Below are 16446 nucleotides of genomic sequence, written 5' to 3'. Positions count from 1 at the left end.
GCTCAGCATTCCCATTCGGAACGGCTGAACAAGTAGCCCTTGCCCCACACAGTCTTGATCTTGCGCGCCTCGCCGGCGTGGTCGTCGAACTTGCGGCGCAGCTTGGAAATCGCCACGTCCACCGAGCGGTCGGTGCCGTTGAATTCGATGCCGCGCAAACGTTGCAGGATCTGGTCGCGGCTCAACACTTCGCCGGCGTGGCGCGCCAATACCACCAGCAAGTTGTATTCGCCGCTGGACAGCTCGACCGGTTGATCACGCCAGGTCACGGTGCGCTCGGACAGGTCGATGCACAGATTGCCCATGAGGATGCGGTCATTGGCGGTCAGCGGTTCACCGAGGCTGCTGCGGCGCAACAAGGTGCGCACCCGCGCCAGCAGAACGCGCGGCTCGCACGGTTTGGTGACGTAATCGTCGGCGCCCATTTCCAGCCCCAGCACCTGATCGTGGCTGTCGTCGCGGGCCGTCAGCATCAGGATCGGCAGCGTCGCCGAGTCGGCGCGCAACAAGCGGCAGACTTGCAGGCCGTCGAGGCCCGGCAGCATCAGGTCGAGGATCACCAGATCCGGCGGATTGACCCGCGCTCGCTCACGCACATGGTCGCCACGGCCGATCACGCTGACGGAATAGCCGTTGCGCTCCAGGTAGCTGGAAATCAGTTCGGCGAGGGCGGTGTCGTCTTCGACCAGGAGGATGTTGGGCATTAGGTGTTCCAGATATTGCTGTGGTGGATGTCAGACCGCATTCGCGAGCAGGCTCGCTCCCACATAGTTTTGCACTGTTCACAAAACCCATGGGGGAGCGAGCCTGCTCGCGAATGCGGTGTAACCGTCACAAAAGAATTCAAGGCCTGAAGGATATACGCCCTCACCCGTCCCTGAGTAAAACCCTTACACAATTTCACACAGCGCCTACAAAGCTTCACCGCTAATCTCGGCGTCTGTCCGTAGGATGCGGGCATCAATATTGGGGGTTGTACATGTCGAAACATCTGCTGGCCGGGCTCGGCCTGATCGCAATGGCGCTGACGCTGAGCGCCTGTGATTCATCCTCGAACGCCGAAGAACAGGCGCCGCCAGCGACCGTGCGCATCGAGACCATCCAGACTCATCCGCTGTCGATCAGCAGCGAACTGAGCGGACGGATTGCCGCGCCACGCATTGCCGAAGTGCGCGCCAGGGTCCCGGGTGTGGTGCTGCAACGCACCTTCCGCGAAGGCAGCGACGTGAAAAAGGGCGATGTGTTGTTCCGCATCGACCCGGCACCGTTCAAGGCTGACCTCGACAGCGCCGAAGCCGCGCTGCGCAAGGCCGAGGCCAATGCGTTCCAGGCGAAGTTGCAGGAGCAGCGTTACGCCCAGTTGATCGACGACAAGGCCATCAGCGGCCAGGACTACGACAACGCGCGCGCCAATGCCCGGCAAACCGCCGCTGACGTCGCCGCCAACAAGGCGGCGGTGGAGCGCGCAAAACTGAACCTCGGTTACGCGACCGTCACTGCACCAATCTCCGGCCGCGTCGGCCGCGCGCTGGTCACTGAAGGTGCGCTGGTCGGCCAGAACGAAACCACGCCACTGGCCCTGATTCAGCAGCTCAACCCGATTCATGCCGACGTTACCCAGTCGACCCGTGAGCTCAATGAGTTGCGCCGCGCGTTCCGTTCCGGGCAACTGCAGCAGGTCGGCCAGGATCAAGTCAAAGCGACCTTGATTCAGGACGACGGCAGCCTCTATCCATTGCCGGGCAAACTGTTGTTCGCCGACATCACTGTCGATCCGGGCACCGGGCAGATCATTCTGCGCAGTGAATTCCCTAACCCGGACCTCGACTTGCTGCCGGGCAGTTTCATCCGCGTGCGTCTGGAGCAGGCAACGATCCAGAACGGCATCACCGTGCCGCAACGTGCGGTGCAGCGTGACAGCGCCGGTATCGCGCAAGTGCTGACCGTTGACGAGCAAATGCGCGTGGCCCAGCAACCGGTGCAACTGGGCACGGTGCAGAACGATCGCTGGATCGTCACTGGCGGCCTCAAACCGGGCGACCGCATTGTCATCGAAGGCCTGCAACACGCCCGTCCCGGCGAGAAAGTGCAGATCGACGACACCCCTCTTCCACTTGCCCAGACCTCTGGTCAGTAAGCAGGACGCTTTTCTATGCCGCAGTTCTTTATCGACCGCCCGGTGTTTGCCTGGGTAGTCGCATTGTTCATCCTGTTGGCCGGTGCGCTGGCCATCCCGCAATTACCGGTGGCGCAGTACCCCGACGTCGCCCCGCCGCAGATTGAAATCTACGCCGTGTACCCCGGTGCCTCGGCGCAGACCGTCGATGAGAGCGTCGTCAGCCTGATCGAGGAAGAGCTCAACGGCGCCGATCACCTGCTGTATTTTGAATCGCAGAGCAGCCTCGGCAGCGCGACGATCAAAGCCACGTTCCAGCCGGGCACCAACCCGGAACTGGCGCAGGTCGACGTGCAAAACCGCCTCAAGGTTGTTGAATCGCGCCTACCGCAAGCGGTCAATCAGCAAGGCTTGCAGGTCGAAAAGGTTTCGTCCGGCTTCCTGTTGCTGATCACCCTGACTTCCAGCGACGGCAAACTCGATGACGTCGCGCTCAGTGATTATCTGGCGCGCAACGTGATGAACGAGATCAAGCGTCTGGACGGTGTCGGCAAGGCGCAGTTGTATGGTGCCGAACGGGCCATGCGCATCTGGATCGATCCGCAAAAGCTGATCGCCTTCAACCTGACGCCGGCCGATGTCAACGCCGCCATCGTCGCGCAGAACGCCCAGGTGTCCGCCGGCAGCATTGGTGATCTGCCGAATCCGTCGAGCCAGGAAATCACCGCGACCATTCTGGTCAAAGGCCAGTTGTCGACGCCGCAAGAGTTCGCCGACATTGTGCTCAAGGCCAATCGCGACGGCTCCACTGTGCGTATCGGTGACGTCGCGCGGGTCGAAATCGGTAGCCAGGAATATCAGTTCGGCACACGTCTCAACGGCAAACCGTCCACCGCCGTCGGCGTGCAGTTGTCGCCGGGGGCCAACGCCCTCAACACCGCGACCCTGGTGCGGGCGAAGATGGACGAGCTGGCGCGCTACTTCCCGGCCGGCGTCGAATACAAGATCCCGTACGACACTTCGCCGTTCGTCAAAGTCTCGATCACCAAAGTGGTTTACACCTTGGGCGAAGCGATGTTGCTGGTGTTCGCGGTGATGTTCCTGTTCCTGCAGAACGTGCGTTACACGCTGATCCCGACGCTGGTGGTGCCAGTGGCGTTGATGGGTACATTTGCGACCATGCTGGCGCTGGGTTTTTCGATCAACGTGCTGACGATGTTCGGCATGGTGCTGGCCATCGGCATTCTGGTGGATGACGCCATCGTGGTGGTGGAGAACGTCGAACGGATCATGGCCACCGAGGGCCTGTCGCCCAAGGAAGCCACGCGCAAGGCAATGACGCAGATTACCGGCGCGATTATCGGCATCACCCTGGTGCTGGTGGCGGTGTTCATTCCGATGGCGTTCATGCAGGGTTCGGTCGGGGTGATTTACCAGCAGTTCTCGCTGTCGATGGCGACGTCGATTCTGTTCTCGGCGTTCCTCGCGCTGACCCTCACGCCGGCACTGTGCGCGACACTGCTCAAGCCGATTACCAAGGGCGAGCATCACGAGAAGTCCGGGTTCTTCGGCTGGTTCAACCGCCGCTTTGAACGCCTGACCGATCGTTATCAGGGTTGGGTCGGTTATGCGCTGAAGCGTACCGGGCGTTACCTGCTGATCTATGTTGTGCTGTTGGTGGGACTGGGCCTGTGCTTCGCGCGTCTGCCCTCCTCGTTCCTGCCGGTGGAAGATCAGGGCTACACCATCACGGATATTCAACTGCCACCTGGCGCCACCAAGAATCGCACCGTAGCAGTGGCCGAACAGCTTGAGGCGCATAACGCCGGCGAGCCGGGAATCAGTGACAGTGTGGTGATTCTCGGTTTCAGTTTCTCCGGCAGCGGGCAGAACGCAGCGTTGGCGTTTTCGACACTGAAGGATTGGTCACAGCGCAGCAGCGACGACTCCGCCAGCTCGATCGCCGATCGCGCCAATATCGCGCTGAGTCAGATCAAGGACGCCGTGGCATTCTCGGTACTGCCACCGCCCGTGGATGGCCTCGGCACGTCGAGCGGTTTCGAGTTCCGTTTGCAGGACCGTGGTGGCCTCGGCCATGCGATCTTGATGCAGGCGCGCACCGAATTGCTTGCCGCTGCCGAGAAAAGCCCGGTGCTGATGAACGTGCGCGAAAGCGCGCTGGCCGAAGCGCCGCAAGTGCAGCTGGAAGTGGATCGCCGCCAGGCCAACGCGCTGGGCGTATCGTTTGCCGAAATCGGTAACGTGCTATCGACGGCCGTGGGCTCCTCCTATGTCAACGACTTCCCCAATCAGGGCCGGATGCAACGGGTGGTGGTCCAGGCTGAAGGAGACAGCCGCAGCCAGGTCGACGACCTGCTGAAAATGCACGTGCGCAACAACGACGGCAAAATGGTTCCGCTGTCGGCCTTCGTGCAAGCGAAATGGACGCAAGGCCCGGCGCAGCTGACCCGATACAACGGCTACCCGGCCATTGCGATTTCCGGCGAACCGGCCCCCGGTCACAGTACCGGTGAGGCCATGGCGGAAATCGAAAGACTGGTCGCGCAAGGCCCTAAAGGCCTGGGCCAGGAATGGACGGGGCTGTCGTTGCAGGAGCGTTTGTCCGGTAGTCAGGCGCCGATTCTGTTGGGCCTGTCATTGCTAATCGTGTTCCTGTGTCTGGCAGCGCTGTATGAGAGTTGGTCGATCCCGACCTCGGTGTTGCTGGTGGTGCCGCTGGGCGTGCTCGGTGCGGTATTGGCCGTAACGTTGCGCGGGATGCCCAACGATGTGTTCTTCAAAGTCGGGCTGATCACCATCATCGGTCTGTCAGCGAAAAACGCGATCCTGATCATCGAGTTCGCCAAGAGCCTGTATGACGAAGGTCATGACCTGATCGATGCGACATTGCAGGCGGCGCGCTTGCGTCTGCGGCCCATCGTGATGACCTCGCTGGCGTTCATTCTCGGCGTGGTGCCGTTGGCCATCGCCACGGGTGCCAGCTCGGCCAGCCAACAGGCCATCGGCACCGGCGTGATCGGTGGGATGATCACCGCAACGTTAGCGGTGATCTTCGTCCCGGTGTTCTTCGTCGTTGTCATGAAGCTCGTACAACGCTTCACCAAGCCCCACTGATCCAAACTGTGGGAGCGAGCCTGCTCGCGAAAGCGTCCGGTCTGCCAACATTTATGTTGAATGTACCGACGCCTTCGCGAGCAAGCTCGCTCCCACAGGGATCGTCATAAACTCGAGCCTGTGGTCATATCCTCCATCGCTGGGCTAAGGTGTCTGAACCACCCTGGCCCATCGAGTCCCCATGCGCTTTCTCGCACGCACCCACCCTCGCCTGTCTGCCGCCGCCCTGTTCGGCCTCGCCACCGGCCTGTTGGCACCCGCCGATTCCATCGTCAGCAAAATCCTCATCGGCTGGAATGCGGGTGTCTGGACCTATTTGATCCTGATGTTCTGGCTGACCGTGCGCGCCAAGGCCCCGGACGTCAAACGCATCGCTGAAGTCGAAGATGAAAATGCCGGGCTGGTGCTGTTCGTGGTGTGCATCGCCGCGCTGGCCAGCCTGGCCACCATTACCTTTGAACTGGCTGGCAGCAAGGATCTGGAAACCACGCGCAAGCTCATGCATTACGGGTTCACCGCACTCACGGTGATCGGTTCGTGGCTGCTGATCGGAGTGATTTTCTGCGTGCATTACGCAAGGTTGTATTACACGTGGGATGGCAAGGAACCGGCGCTGCGTTTCGCCGAAGGACTGACCACGCCCAACTATTGGGACTTTCTGTACTTCTCCTTCACCATCGGCGTGGCGGTGCAAACAGCGGATGTGGGCGTGGCGACCCGGGATATTCGCAAGATCGTATTGGCACAATCACTGATCGGGTTTGTCTTCAACACAGCGATACTGGGATTCTCCATCAATATCGCCGCCGGACTGTTTGGCTGAACAATTTCCGAAAAAAAAGCCCTGACACTGTCAGGGCTTTTTCATTTCATCGGTAACCGATCAGAAGAAGTAGCTGACTCGCAGGCTACCGCTCCAGTCCTGACTCACGGTTGTTCCTTTGCTACCGCCTACTTGACCGGAAACCTGCCAGGTACGCTGAGCCGGTGTCCACTTGAGACCGGCGCCATACTCCACAGAGCTGCTGGCACGATCATCATCGAAACTGTCGTCGTTGATTTTGACCTCGTTGGTTTTGACAAACTCGTGATTGACCGCGGTCGACAGGCTTGGCTCCAGCAGACTGCCGTTATCCAGCGTGATGACGCGCCCGCCACGAACACCGACTTTGCCCTGAACGGAACGCATGGTATCGGCTTTGACTTGCAGGCCATTGTCGAGCCTGTATTCATCGCTTTGCGCAACGCCCGTTGATATCTGCACCTGCGGCTCGACAAAATAATCATCCTTGAGGCGAATATGTTTGCCGATTGCTGCAGAACCACTTAATCCCAGAGACTTGTAGTCACCCTTGGTCCGGGTGCCATCGCTCATGGTCACTTTGGCTTTGTTATCGAACTGATTGATCTTGGCCATCAGATTGACGAACACACCGCTGTCGACATCAAACGTGCTGCCGTAAACACCTGCGTTCACGCTGTCGACAATGGCGCTGGAGCCATATTTCAGATCGATGTCTGTTCGACTCGTGCCGACAAATCCACCGAGCACCCATGCGCGCCCGGCAATATCGACGACCGTATCGGCGCCACCGGTAATACCCGTCTGGTTCTGGGTGTAACCGTCGCCATACGCGTTGTCGACGTTGTACTGGTTACCGTAAGTGCGAACCCAGACGCTGTTGCTCAGTTTTACCGAGCTGTCATCCATCGCACGCATCGATGCTTCTGGGCGGATGCTCAGGCTGCGGTCACCCAGTTGATCGCTGAGCATGGCTGCCTCGGAATTCAGGACACTGCGAGCACTGCCCGCCAAGGCCAGAGCGGTGTTACTCGAAGTACTCACGGTTTCCTTGTCTGGATTCAGGTACAGACCCTGACCTTCCTTGGCCAACCGATACACGAACGTGCCCGCGTCAACCGTCTCACGTCCTCCCAGCGAAAAACTCGCATCGCCCGCAGCGATATTGCCGACCTTCACGGCTTCGGCGGTGACAGGCGTGGTGCCGGTAGCAGCGATTTGCAATTGATGTTGCCCAGTCGCGTTGCCGGTGACATTCAGGAAGTCCGTATTGCCGTTGCCCAGATCCGTGCCCATCGCAAACGTACCGCGACCGGAAAGATCGCCGACATTCAGTTGCTGGAACTGCTCGTTCGTGCCCATTTGCACGACACCGTTGTTCATGCCCAGTTGCTGCACGGTATTGTCGCCGGTCATGACCCACTGCGCCGCATTGTTGATGGTCAGGTTGCCCGAATTGGTTATCTGGCCGGTGAGTAGCGAACCATTGTCCAGCAATACACTCCCATTGGCAGCCGTGATGACGTCGCCAGTGAGGTTGCTGCCATTGTTCAATACAAGACTTGAGACGTTTTCGACGTTGCCGTTGATTGCCGAACGATTGTCCAGCTCGACACGGCCATTGGTGTCCGCCAACACATTGCCGGTCATTTGGCTGCCATTGTTCAGCGACAGACTGGTGACGTTTTCAACGTTGCCATTGAGCACGGCGTTATTGTTCAGATTGACCTTTGAGGCTGTACCTGCAACGGACAGGACATCGCCATTGAGCGTGCTGCGGGAGTCCAGACTGATCTGGGTCACGTTCTGTAAATCACCTTCCAGCGCGGCGCCGTTCTGCATCAGTAGAGAAACCGAACTGCCCGTATCGGCCACTACGTTGCCACTCAACTGGCTTGCATCAACGGTGAGATTGGCGGTGGAGCGATTGGTTGCTTGTAAAAGATTGCCGTTGCCACCGAACAATTGGGAGTTCCCCAGAACACTGATTGTCGCAACTGTACCGGCAGCGCCGGAAGAGCCCAGCACGATCGCCGATCCGGTGCCGCCGCTCACGCTGGTGTTGTTGAGCGTCACGGTGCTGGCGTTGATGCCGACCGTGTCGGTCACGATTTGCAGGCCGTCCTGTGCGCCGGTAATCGTGCTGCCCATCGCTGAAAGTGTTGCACCGCCCAGTTGCACACCATAACTGGTAGCCCCAGTGCCAACGACAGTGGAATCTGTGAGGTTGAGCACGGCAAAACCTACCGCTTGCGCACCGCCTATCGCGCCGGTGATGACACTTTTGCCAGTAACGGTGGCAGAGGATGATGCAGGGGTGCTGATGTTACGTCCCAGCAAAAGCCCGAAACTGTTGGTGCTGGTGATAGTCGAGTTGTCGATCGTAGCAGTGCTGTCGAGTAGCTGGATGGCTCCCCGGCCCGCCGCGCTGTTGACCGTAGCACCGGACATATTCAACGAAGAGGTGTTTGCATCGATGCGCTGGCTTTGGCCACCGCTAAAAATGACATTGGCACTTCGTGAGCTGATGGTCAGCGCTGTCGAGTTGTCGATGGTCAGCGTTCCCCCTTGGGACACCACCCAGGCTTCTGGCACCGATGGACTGGTGACCACTTCACTCTCGCCTGGTAACAGGGTTCGACTGTAGGCCTGGGGCGCGGAGATCAATGTCGCCGCGATCATCAGTCTGATGATATTCGTGTGTTTGGAGAAAATAGAAAGGGACATGGGTACTTCCTCAAGTCTGCACAATTCCAACCTCTGCTTTTTCGGCAGTGTTACAAGTGCGCACCTAAAAAACGTCCGACAGCCTAATAAGAAAACCGAATGTTTTATGTAGGAATAGTCCTTATATACACGGTGATTTATCCTTCCAGAGTGCAGGCATAATCAAACTCTCCTGAATAGCTATAAAAATCGCGAGAGAGACAATCGCCCCTCTCGCGATGAAAAAATAACGCTATTGATCGCAGCCCTAGACTGGCGCTTCTGTCAGATCGCAATACTGGAAGCTGTTATTGATAGTATCCAAACGTTTAATGACCGGCGTAGATGATTGCTGACCACCTTGGGCTTCATACCAGTATTTTCCCCATACCTCCCGACCGAGTCGCACAGGCTGTGCGGCCTTGAAGTGTGCAGCGGTACCCACGCCAGCAACATCAGGCACGGTGGGCCCAGCAATGGTATAAGGCGCCGAGGCCGCCGTACCGGCAATCAACGCAGTACCCTGCGCATTCGAGTGCGCTTCAAATTTTGCCTCGATAACCGTGCCCACCGGCAGCAGCGGATCTTTTGCGATCTGCAGTCCCAGAACATAACCGCTCGTGGGACTGGTCATCGCGTAGCACTCGATATAGTCGCGAAGATCAGGCCTGCGGATTCTGATAGTAGGTGCCGGGAGTACGACCGGAATACGATTGACTACTACCGTTTGCGGCAAGGATTTATTGACATTTTTACCGACCCCAGTTTTCTCGATAGTGTAACGAGCTGTATCGCTAGGGGGTGTCAACTTAGCCATGTCACCTGCCGGAATCACAACCTCAAACTCTGATACAGGGACAATCGGACTAAACACCTCAAAAGGTGTAGTGGAGCTCCCTAAATAACACTTGACGGTATGCCCCGGTTCAATGTCCGGATCTGCAAGACCGTTCGTTACTTTGAAAGTACCTGGCTTGTCGCGATCAGTAGCCGCGATGACGTTATCAACGTTAGACATCCCCTTCACAACCGGTAGTTGCAGATCCGGATTTTCCAGATCAGGAGGATTTGGTGGTATCACACCCGCAATATCGAATGCCAACGTAATGGTTCTAGAAGGTGAAACAGCATTCGGAATATTGGTTCGCTCTATTTCACAGTGGATCGTGGCTTCCACGGGTTCGTCGGCACCGTTAAATATCTGATTGAGATTTGAGTAGGTAAGATCAAAGCTCAAATTGCCATTAGCCCATGGCTGTTTTCCAGTGTCGACAAAATTGGAGAGATCATCAGATCTTGTAACTACTACAAAGACATTATCCCCGGCCAACGCGTTTGTGATAGAGGCGTTTTCGACGATAGCCGCAATCCCGCCGTCAAAGTTTTCCCAATAGAGCGGCGCGCTGTAATTTGGATCCGTTTCTGGCACCAGCGGAGCTCTTGATATCACTGGCGCTTGCGGCAATGCCAGTGTCAGAATGGGAGTAGAAACTGACTCCTCGCCCAGATTACCCAGCCAGTCATCCCAGCGATAAGTTAAATTAACGCGTCCATTCGTGAATTTAAGCAACTCGCTGCTAGCAATATCGAACGTACCACCAGCGGGGACCTGGCCATTAAAGACTTCAAATCGTGGTGAATTTAGCGTAGCGGAACTCAACCAGACGGTCAGATTGTCGTCAAGACGACGCCCGAAATAAGTAATATTGATCGTGAAGTTCATATTCGGATTAGTAGTTATCCAGTCCCGGTCAATATTCCGCAGCGGAAGCGGGGTTCCATTGACAAAAACCGGAACTGGCGTTGGCTTGATTTTTCTGGGAGGATTTTTTGTACTGACCGGTTCGAGCTGATCTACGTTGAATTCCAAAGGTTTGGAGTCCTCCTTGTTACCGCCCCCTCCTTTATAAAGCTCAATCATGAGTTCCCAGACAGTCGGACCGGGTGAGGTAGCCTTTTCAGCGAACAAACCGGCATCCAACGGCAGTGGGATGGTGCCAACCGGCCGTTCGGCAACCGGGTCAAGGTCGATGGACATTGGGTAATCAGTCCAGTTCGGCTCTCCTTTTTCACGGTATTTAACATCAATACTATCGCCATCCAATTCATCAGGTGTACGAGTGAAATTGATTATCAACTTACCGGAATCCATTACAGCTTTTGCAATAAAACCATCCGCCAATGTTTCTACTGAAATATCCGCAAAAGGCCCAGCGGCGGATGAAACACCAGTAGACATCGGCCGTTGTTTTTTAGGTACAAATTTAATTCCCATTATCGTCTCTCCTTGCGAGGTCAGGCCGAAAGGGCCAGGTTTACCAGGTGTTACTCGATCGACTTTCACCAATCCTTTTTCTGATTCAGCAATAATCTTGCCGCCGCGGAACAATTGGCAAACAACAATAGCGGAATCATTGTCAATCAGCGAACTAATATGATTTTGAAACGGCACTACATAATTGAAGCCGTTTTTTATATCTGTAGCAGAAAGTGCCTTACTCCAGCGACCATAAACTTCCGCCACCTCCGGACCACTTCCGTTAAGACTCCGATATCCTCTCCATACAATCCACGCGACATCTAATGGCTGAGCAATATTATCAAGAGGGCGAATTCGAAGAGTGCCACCATTTGGCAATGGCGGGTTCGTATTGTTATTCCAATACCCCCAGATTGTTGCGTCCACCGCCAAGGGTTCCGGAAAGCTCAAAAGAGCCCTGTGATCAATGGTCAGCATGCGTGGTGGCGACTCATCCGGATTACCGCCACCTCTCTTCCAAAACTTGTAATAAACTTGCGCAACACCATCAGTTGCCATTTGTTGCGACGTCAAGGCCACATAAACGAAGGGATCGACAATTCCCGATGGATAGTTTTGGTCAAAAATAGTTGTTTCTTTTGAATTCTGAAACCAAAACACCATCAATTGGTCATTAGCTCCGGTGTCATCCGGGCGAGGAATAACGATACGAGTGCCCTTTAACAAAATATCTCTGGGGATATAGCCATCCAGATCATTGTCATCAATACCCTCGACTGAGAGTGGTGCGGCAAATACACCGTTCGAGGGACTATTTCTGGAAATACCGACTGAACTCATGATTTCCATCCACCACGTCAATTTAAATTCCGCTGGTAAAAACGATCGCTGATCCGATGAGCGAATTAGGCGCTCGCCCCCATCATCTGCCAACTGTCAGATCTGACAGGTGTCACTACCGTCTGTCGGAAACGGCGGTCTACCTATCCACTTCCAGCCAGATCTTCACTTGACGCAATCGAAGAAATTGGTGTCTCCTGAAACCGGTTTCAGACAATAAGAAGACTCAACCGTGAATGATTTCTCCACCGCCCAACGCAGCCGCGTGACGATGCTCGACGTCGCCGAACGCGCCGGGGTCTCGAAGGCCAGCGTCTCGCGCTTCATCGGCGATGACCGCGCCCTGCTATCCGACGCCATTGCCCTGCGCATCGAACAGGCCATCTGCGAACTCGGCTACCGCCCCAACCAGATGGCCCGCGGTCTGAAACGCGGGCGCACGCGCCTGATCGGCATGCTCGTCGCCGATATCCGAAACCCTTATTCGATTGCCGTGATGCACGGGGTGGAAACCGCTTGCCGTGCGCACGGCTACAGCCTGGTGGTGTGCAACACCGACCGCGATGACGAGCAGGAACGCCAGCATCTGGCGCTGTTGCGCTCCTACAACATCGAAGGGCTGATCGTGAATACGCTGGGTCATCACCGTGACGAGTTGCACGAGTTGCGCCGCGAGATGCCGCTGGTGCTGGTTGATCGCAAGGTCGACGGGCTCGACAGCGACATGGTTGGGTTGAATAACCCGCAAGCGGTGGAGATGGCCCTCGCGCACCTTGAGCAGCGTGGCTATCGCGATGTGCTGTTGGTGACCGAACCCTATGACGGCACCAGTTCGCGGATTGAGCGGGTCAGCAGTTTTCAGGCGCAGATTGCCCAACGCTCGGCCTTGACTGGGGCGGTGCTGGAAACCGGCGATGATCTGAGCACCCAGCTTCAAACCTTTTTAAACACACCCGGTAACGGCCCCAAAGCGCTGTTTTGCGCCAATGGCGTGGCGGCGCTGGCCGCAACGACTGCCTTGCGCCAGATTGGCTGTCGGCTGTTCGAGGATGTCGGGCTGATTGCCCTGGACGATCTGGATTGGTATCCGCTGGTGGGCAGCGGGATTACCGCGCTGGCTCAGCCGACGCAGGAGATAGGCGCGCGGGCGTTTGAGTGTTTGCTCAAGCGCTTGCGTGGGGATGATGCGGTGGCGCGGGTGGTGGATTTTGCGCCGGTGCTGGTTGAGCGTGGGTCGACCCGTGAGGTTGGTGGTGTCTGATCTGACGCCTTCGCGAGCAAGCTCGCTCCCACAGGTTGATCGCATTCCATTGTGGGAGCGAGCTTGCTCGCGAAGAGGCCCGCAAGAACAAACCCTCCTTCACTGATATTTTTTTGAACAAAAATGAAACCGGTTTCAGAGGTCAATAACAATGAATAAACCCGCCGTTTCCATCAGTTTGTCCAGCTATGGCGCCGAGCTTGTGCGCCAGCGCGGGCAGGATTTTTTCATCGACGTGCTCGCCGCCGCCGGTGCCGATCGCATCGAGTGGCGCGAAGAATTACTGACCCGCGAAGTGCCCGCGCAACTCTGCGCCGCCACTCAGGCGCAGGGCCTGCAAAGCATTTATTCCTCGCCCACTGAGCTGTGGCTCGCCGGGCAATCGCGCCCCAACCCCGAGTTGATCAGCGCACTGCAAAACGCCGAAGCATTCGGCTCAAAATGGCTGAAGGTTTCTCTCGGCTACTTCACCGACACCAACGACTTGCAAGCCCTGGCCGAACGCTTGAAGCACAGCCCGGTGCAGTTGCTGGTGGAGAACGACCAGACCTTGCACGGCGGTCGCATCGAACCCTTTCAGCGCTTCTTCGCCGCCGTCGAGCAGCACAACTTGCCGATCAAGATGACCTTCGACATCGGTAACTGGCAGTGGCAGGACCAGTCCGCCGCCAACGCTGCGCGCCTGTTGGGCCGCCACGTCGGTTACGTGCATTGCAAAGCCGTGGCCCGCCGGCCGGACGGCAAACTGGTGGCGGTGCCACCGACGGTCAGTGACCTGCATCTGTGGGAACAACTGTTGCGGCACATGGCCCAAGGCGTTATGCGCGCCGCCGAATATCCGTTGCAGGGCGAAGATCTGGTGCAACTGACCACGGAGCACGTCGCCGCCCTCGCCCGCCTCGGCCAATCCCGTCTGGAGCCTGCTCATGTCTGAGATCGATATTCTCTCGTTCGGCGAAACCATGGCGATGCTGGTCGCTGAGCAGACCGGTGATCTGGCGGCGGTCGAGCACTTTCACAAGCGCATCGCCGGAGCCGACAGCAATGTCGCGATCGGCCTTTCGCGCCTGGGGTTCAACGTCGCTTGGCTGAGCCGGGTCGGCAATGATTCGCTCGGGCGTTTTGTGGTCGAGACCTTGATCAAGGAAGGTCTGGATTGCAGCCACGTCGACGTCGATAAACAGCACCCGACCGGTTTCCAGTTCAAATCGCGCAATGACGATGGCAGCGATCCGCAAGTCGAGTACTTCCGTCGTGGTTCGGCGGCCAGTCACCTGTCGCCGCAGTCGATCACCGACAACCTGCTCGGCGCCCGCCATCTGCACGCCACCGGCATTCCGCCGGCGCTGTCGGCCTCGGCGCGAGCCATGTCGTTTGAACTGATGACGCGTATGCGTGAGGCCGGGCGCAGCGTTTCCTTCGACCCCAATCTGCGCCCGAGCCTGTGGGCCAGCGAGCGCGAGATGATCAGCGAGATCAACCGCCTCGCCGCCCTCGCCCATTGGGTGTTACCGGGGTTGAGCGAAGGTCGTTTGCTGACCGGTTTTGAAGATCCGGCGGACATCGCCGCGTTTTATCTCGATCAAGGTGCCGAAGCAGTGGCGATCAAACTCGGACCGGAGGGTGCCTATTACCGCACGCATCTGGCGTCGGGATTTGTCGCCGGAGTGCCGGTGGCGAAAGTCGTCGATACGGTCGGTGCCGGTGATGGTTTTGCGGTGGGGATGATCAGTGCCCTGCTCGAACATCAGGGTTTTGCCGAGGCGGTGCAGCGCGCGAACTGGATTGGCAGTCGGGCGGTGCAGAGTCGCGGGGATATGGAAGGGTTGCCGACCCGCCAGGAGTTATCGGTTGAGTTTCAGGCCGCCTTCGCGAGCAGGCTCGCTCCCACAGGGGTTATGTGAGCTCAGAAAATCCACTGTGGGAGCGAGCCTGCTCGCGAAGAGGCCCGCCTAGTCACTGCAAATAATTGAACCTGCTGCGACAAAAACAACAAGCTCAGGAGCAAGACCATGAAAACCGCAACCCTCGCCACCCGCCGCTGGTGGTACATCATGCCGATCGTGTTCATCACCTACAGCCTGGCGTATCTCGATCGCGCCAACTACGGTTTCGCCGCCGCGTCCGGCATGGCCGCCGACCTGATGATCACCCCGGGCCTGTCATCGCTGCTCGGCGCGCTGTTCTTCCTCGGTTACTTTTTCTTCCAGGTGCCGGGCGCGATCTACGCGCAAAAACACAGCGTGAAGAAGCTGATCTTCGTCAGTCTGATCCTTTGGGGCGGCCTTGCGACGCTGACCGGCGTGGTCTCCAACGCCTATTGGCTGATCGTCATCCGCTTCATGCTCGGCGTGGTCGAAGCGGCGGTGATGCCAGCGATGTTGGTGTATCTGTGCCACTGGTTCACCCGTGCCGAACGCTCACGGGCAAACACCTTTCTGATCCTCGGCAACCCGGTAACGATGCTGTGGATGTCGGTGGTCTCGGGGTACCTGGTGCAGCATTTCAGCTGGCGCTGGATGTTTATCATTGAAGGCTTGCCGGCGGTGATCTGGGCGTTTATCTGGTGGCGTCTGGCCGATGATCGTCCGGCCCAGGCCAAGTGGCTGAGTGATCAGGAGAAGCAGGATCTGGAAAGCGCTCTGGCCGCTGAGCAGGTCGGTATCAAAGCGGTGAAGAACTACGCCGAGGCGTTCCGTTCGCCGAAGGTGATCATTCTCGCGCTGCAGTTTTTCTGCTGGAGCATCGGCGTCTATGGCTTCGTGTTGTGGCTGCCGTCGATTCTCAAGGCCGGCGCACAAATGGACATGATCGAAGCCGGTTGGCTGTCGGCGCTGCCGTACCTGGCGGCGGTGATCGGCATGCTCGCGGTGTCGTGGGGTTCGGACAAGTTGCAGAAGCGCAAAAGTTTCGTCTGGCCACCGCTGCTGATCGCGTCAATTGCGTTCTACGGCTCTTACGCACTGGGCGCTGAGCACTTCTGGTGGTCGTACACATTGCTGGTGATTGCCGGCGCCTGTATGTACGCGCCTTACGGGCCGTTCTTTGCCATCGTCCCGGAAATTCTCCCGGCCAACGTCGCCGGTGGCGCGATGGCGCTGATCAACAGCATGGGTGCGCTCGGCTCGTTCGGCGGTTCGTATCTGGTCGGTTACCTGAACAGTTCCACCGGTTCGCCCGGCGCTTCGTATCTGTTGATGAGCGGCGCGTTGCTGCTGTCGGTGGTGCTGACGATTTTTCTCAAGCCCGGCGCCAGTGATCGCGTCGTGGCCAAAGCCACTGCGCCACGTCCGGTGCCGGCGCATCCCTGAATTGAAGAGAACATT

10 protein-coding genes are annotated in these 16446 nt (G+C 57.7%); 7 read left to right on the top strand and 3 right to left on the bottom strand.

All coding sequences use genetic code 11. The features are described from left to right. Positions 1 to 2: 2 nt before the first annotated feature. A complete protein-coding gene (locus A8O26_RS10725) occupies positions 3 to 704 on the bottom strand; it encodes a response regulator transcription factor (protein ID WP_007912171.1) in 702 nt (233 codons plus the stop codon). 275 nt (positions 705 to 979) lie between these two features. Here A8O26_RS10725 and A8O26_RS10720 point away from each other — a divergent pair, with 275 nt between their 5' ends. From A8O26_RS10720 to A8O26_RS10710, 3 genes are all read left to right on the top strand, one after another. Then, a complete protein-coding gene (locus A8O26_RS10720; protein WP_064117960.1) occupies positions 980 to 2137 on the top strand; it encodes an efflux RND transporter periplasmic adaptor subunit in 1158 nt (385 codons plus the stop codon). Between the two features lie 15 nt (positions 2138 to 2152). Continuing rightward, on the top strand, positions 2153 to 5251 hold the full coding sequence (locus A8O26_RS10715) for an efflux RND transporter permease subunit (protein ID WP_064117959.1): 3099 nt from the start codon (positions 2153 to 2155) through the stop codon (positions 5249 to 5251). A 181-nt stretch (positions 5252 to 5432) separates the two neighbouring features. Continuing rightward, positions 5433 to 6074, top strand: coding sequence for a DUF1345 domain-containing protein (locus tag A8O26_RS10710; protein ID WP_016984456.1), 642 nt, complete (start codon positions 5433 to 5435; stop codon positions 6072 to 6074). A gap of 60 nt (positions 6075 to 6134) precedes the next feature. Here A8O26_RS10710 and A8O26_RS10705 read toward each other — a convergent pair whose 3' ends face one another. Both A8O26_RS10705 and A8O26_RS10700 read right to left on the bottom strand, forming a co-directional pair. Next, a complete protein-coding gene (locus A8O26_RS10705; RefSeq protein WP_253756807.1) occupies positions 6135 to 8780 on the bottom strand; it encodes an autotransporter outer membrane beta-barrel domain-containing protein in 2646 nt (881 codons plus the stop codon). Positions 8781 to 9027: 247 nt separating this feature from the next. Further along, positions 9028 to 11868, bottom strand: a complete 2841-nt coding sequence (locus tag A8O26_RS10700; RefSeq protein WP_172828143.1) for a hypothetical protein — start codon at positions 11866 to 11868, stop codon at positions 9028 to 9030. A gap of 223 nt (positions 11869 to 12091) precedes the next feature. Between A8O26_RS10700 and A8O26_RS10695 the strand changes: the two genes are divergently transcribed. The 4 genes from A8O26_RS10695 (at position 12092) to A8O26_RS10680 (ending at position 16431) form a co-directional block, all read left to right on the top strand. Beyond that, entirely contained in the window at positions 12092 to 13120 is a 1029-nt protein-coding gene (locus A8O26_RS10695) for a LacI family DNA-binding transcriptional regulator (RefSeq protein WP_064117957.1), read from the top strand. A 151-nt stretch (positions 13121 to 13271) separates the two neighbouring features. After that, positions 13272 to 14054, top strand: a complete 783-nt coding sequence (locus A8O26_RS10690) for a sugar phosphate isomerase/epimerase family protein (protein ID WP_064117956.1) — start codon at positions 13272 to 13274, stop codon at positions 14052 to 14054. After that, positions 14047 to 15024, top strand: a complete 978-nt coding sequence (locus A8O26_RS10685) for a sugar kinase (RefSeq protein WP_064117955.1) — start codon at positions 14047 to 14049, stop codon at positions 15022 to 15024. Before A8O26_RS10690 ends, A8O26_RS10685 begins: the two co-directional genes overlap by 8 nt. A gap of 108 nt (positions 15025 to 15132) precedes the next feature. Further along, positions 15133 to 16431, top strand: a complete 1299-nt coding sequence (locus A8O26_RS10680) for an MFS transporter (protein ID WP_064117954.1) — start codon at positions 15133 to 15135, stop codon at positions 16429 to 16431. The last annotated feature ends 15 nt before the right edge of the window (positions 16432 to 16446 follow it).

The organism is Pseudomonas fluorescens, from assembly GCF_001648775.1.
Classification (GTDB): Bacteria; Pseudomonadota; Gammaproteobacteria; order Pseudomonadales; family Pseudomonadaceae; genus Aquipseudomonas; species Aquipseudomonas fluorescens_M.
Note: the sequence above shows the minus strand (reverse complement) of the source record. Positions and strands in the feature narration are given on the sequence as shown.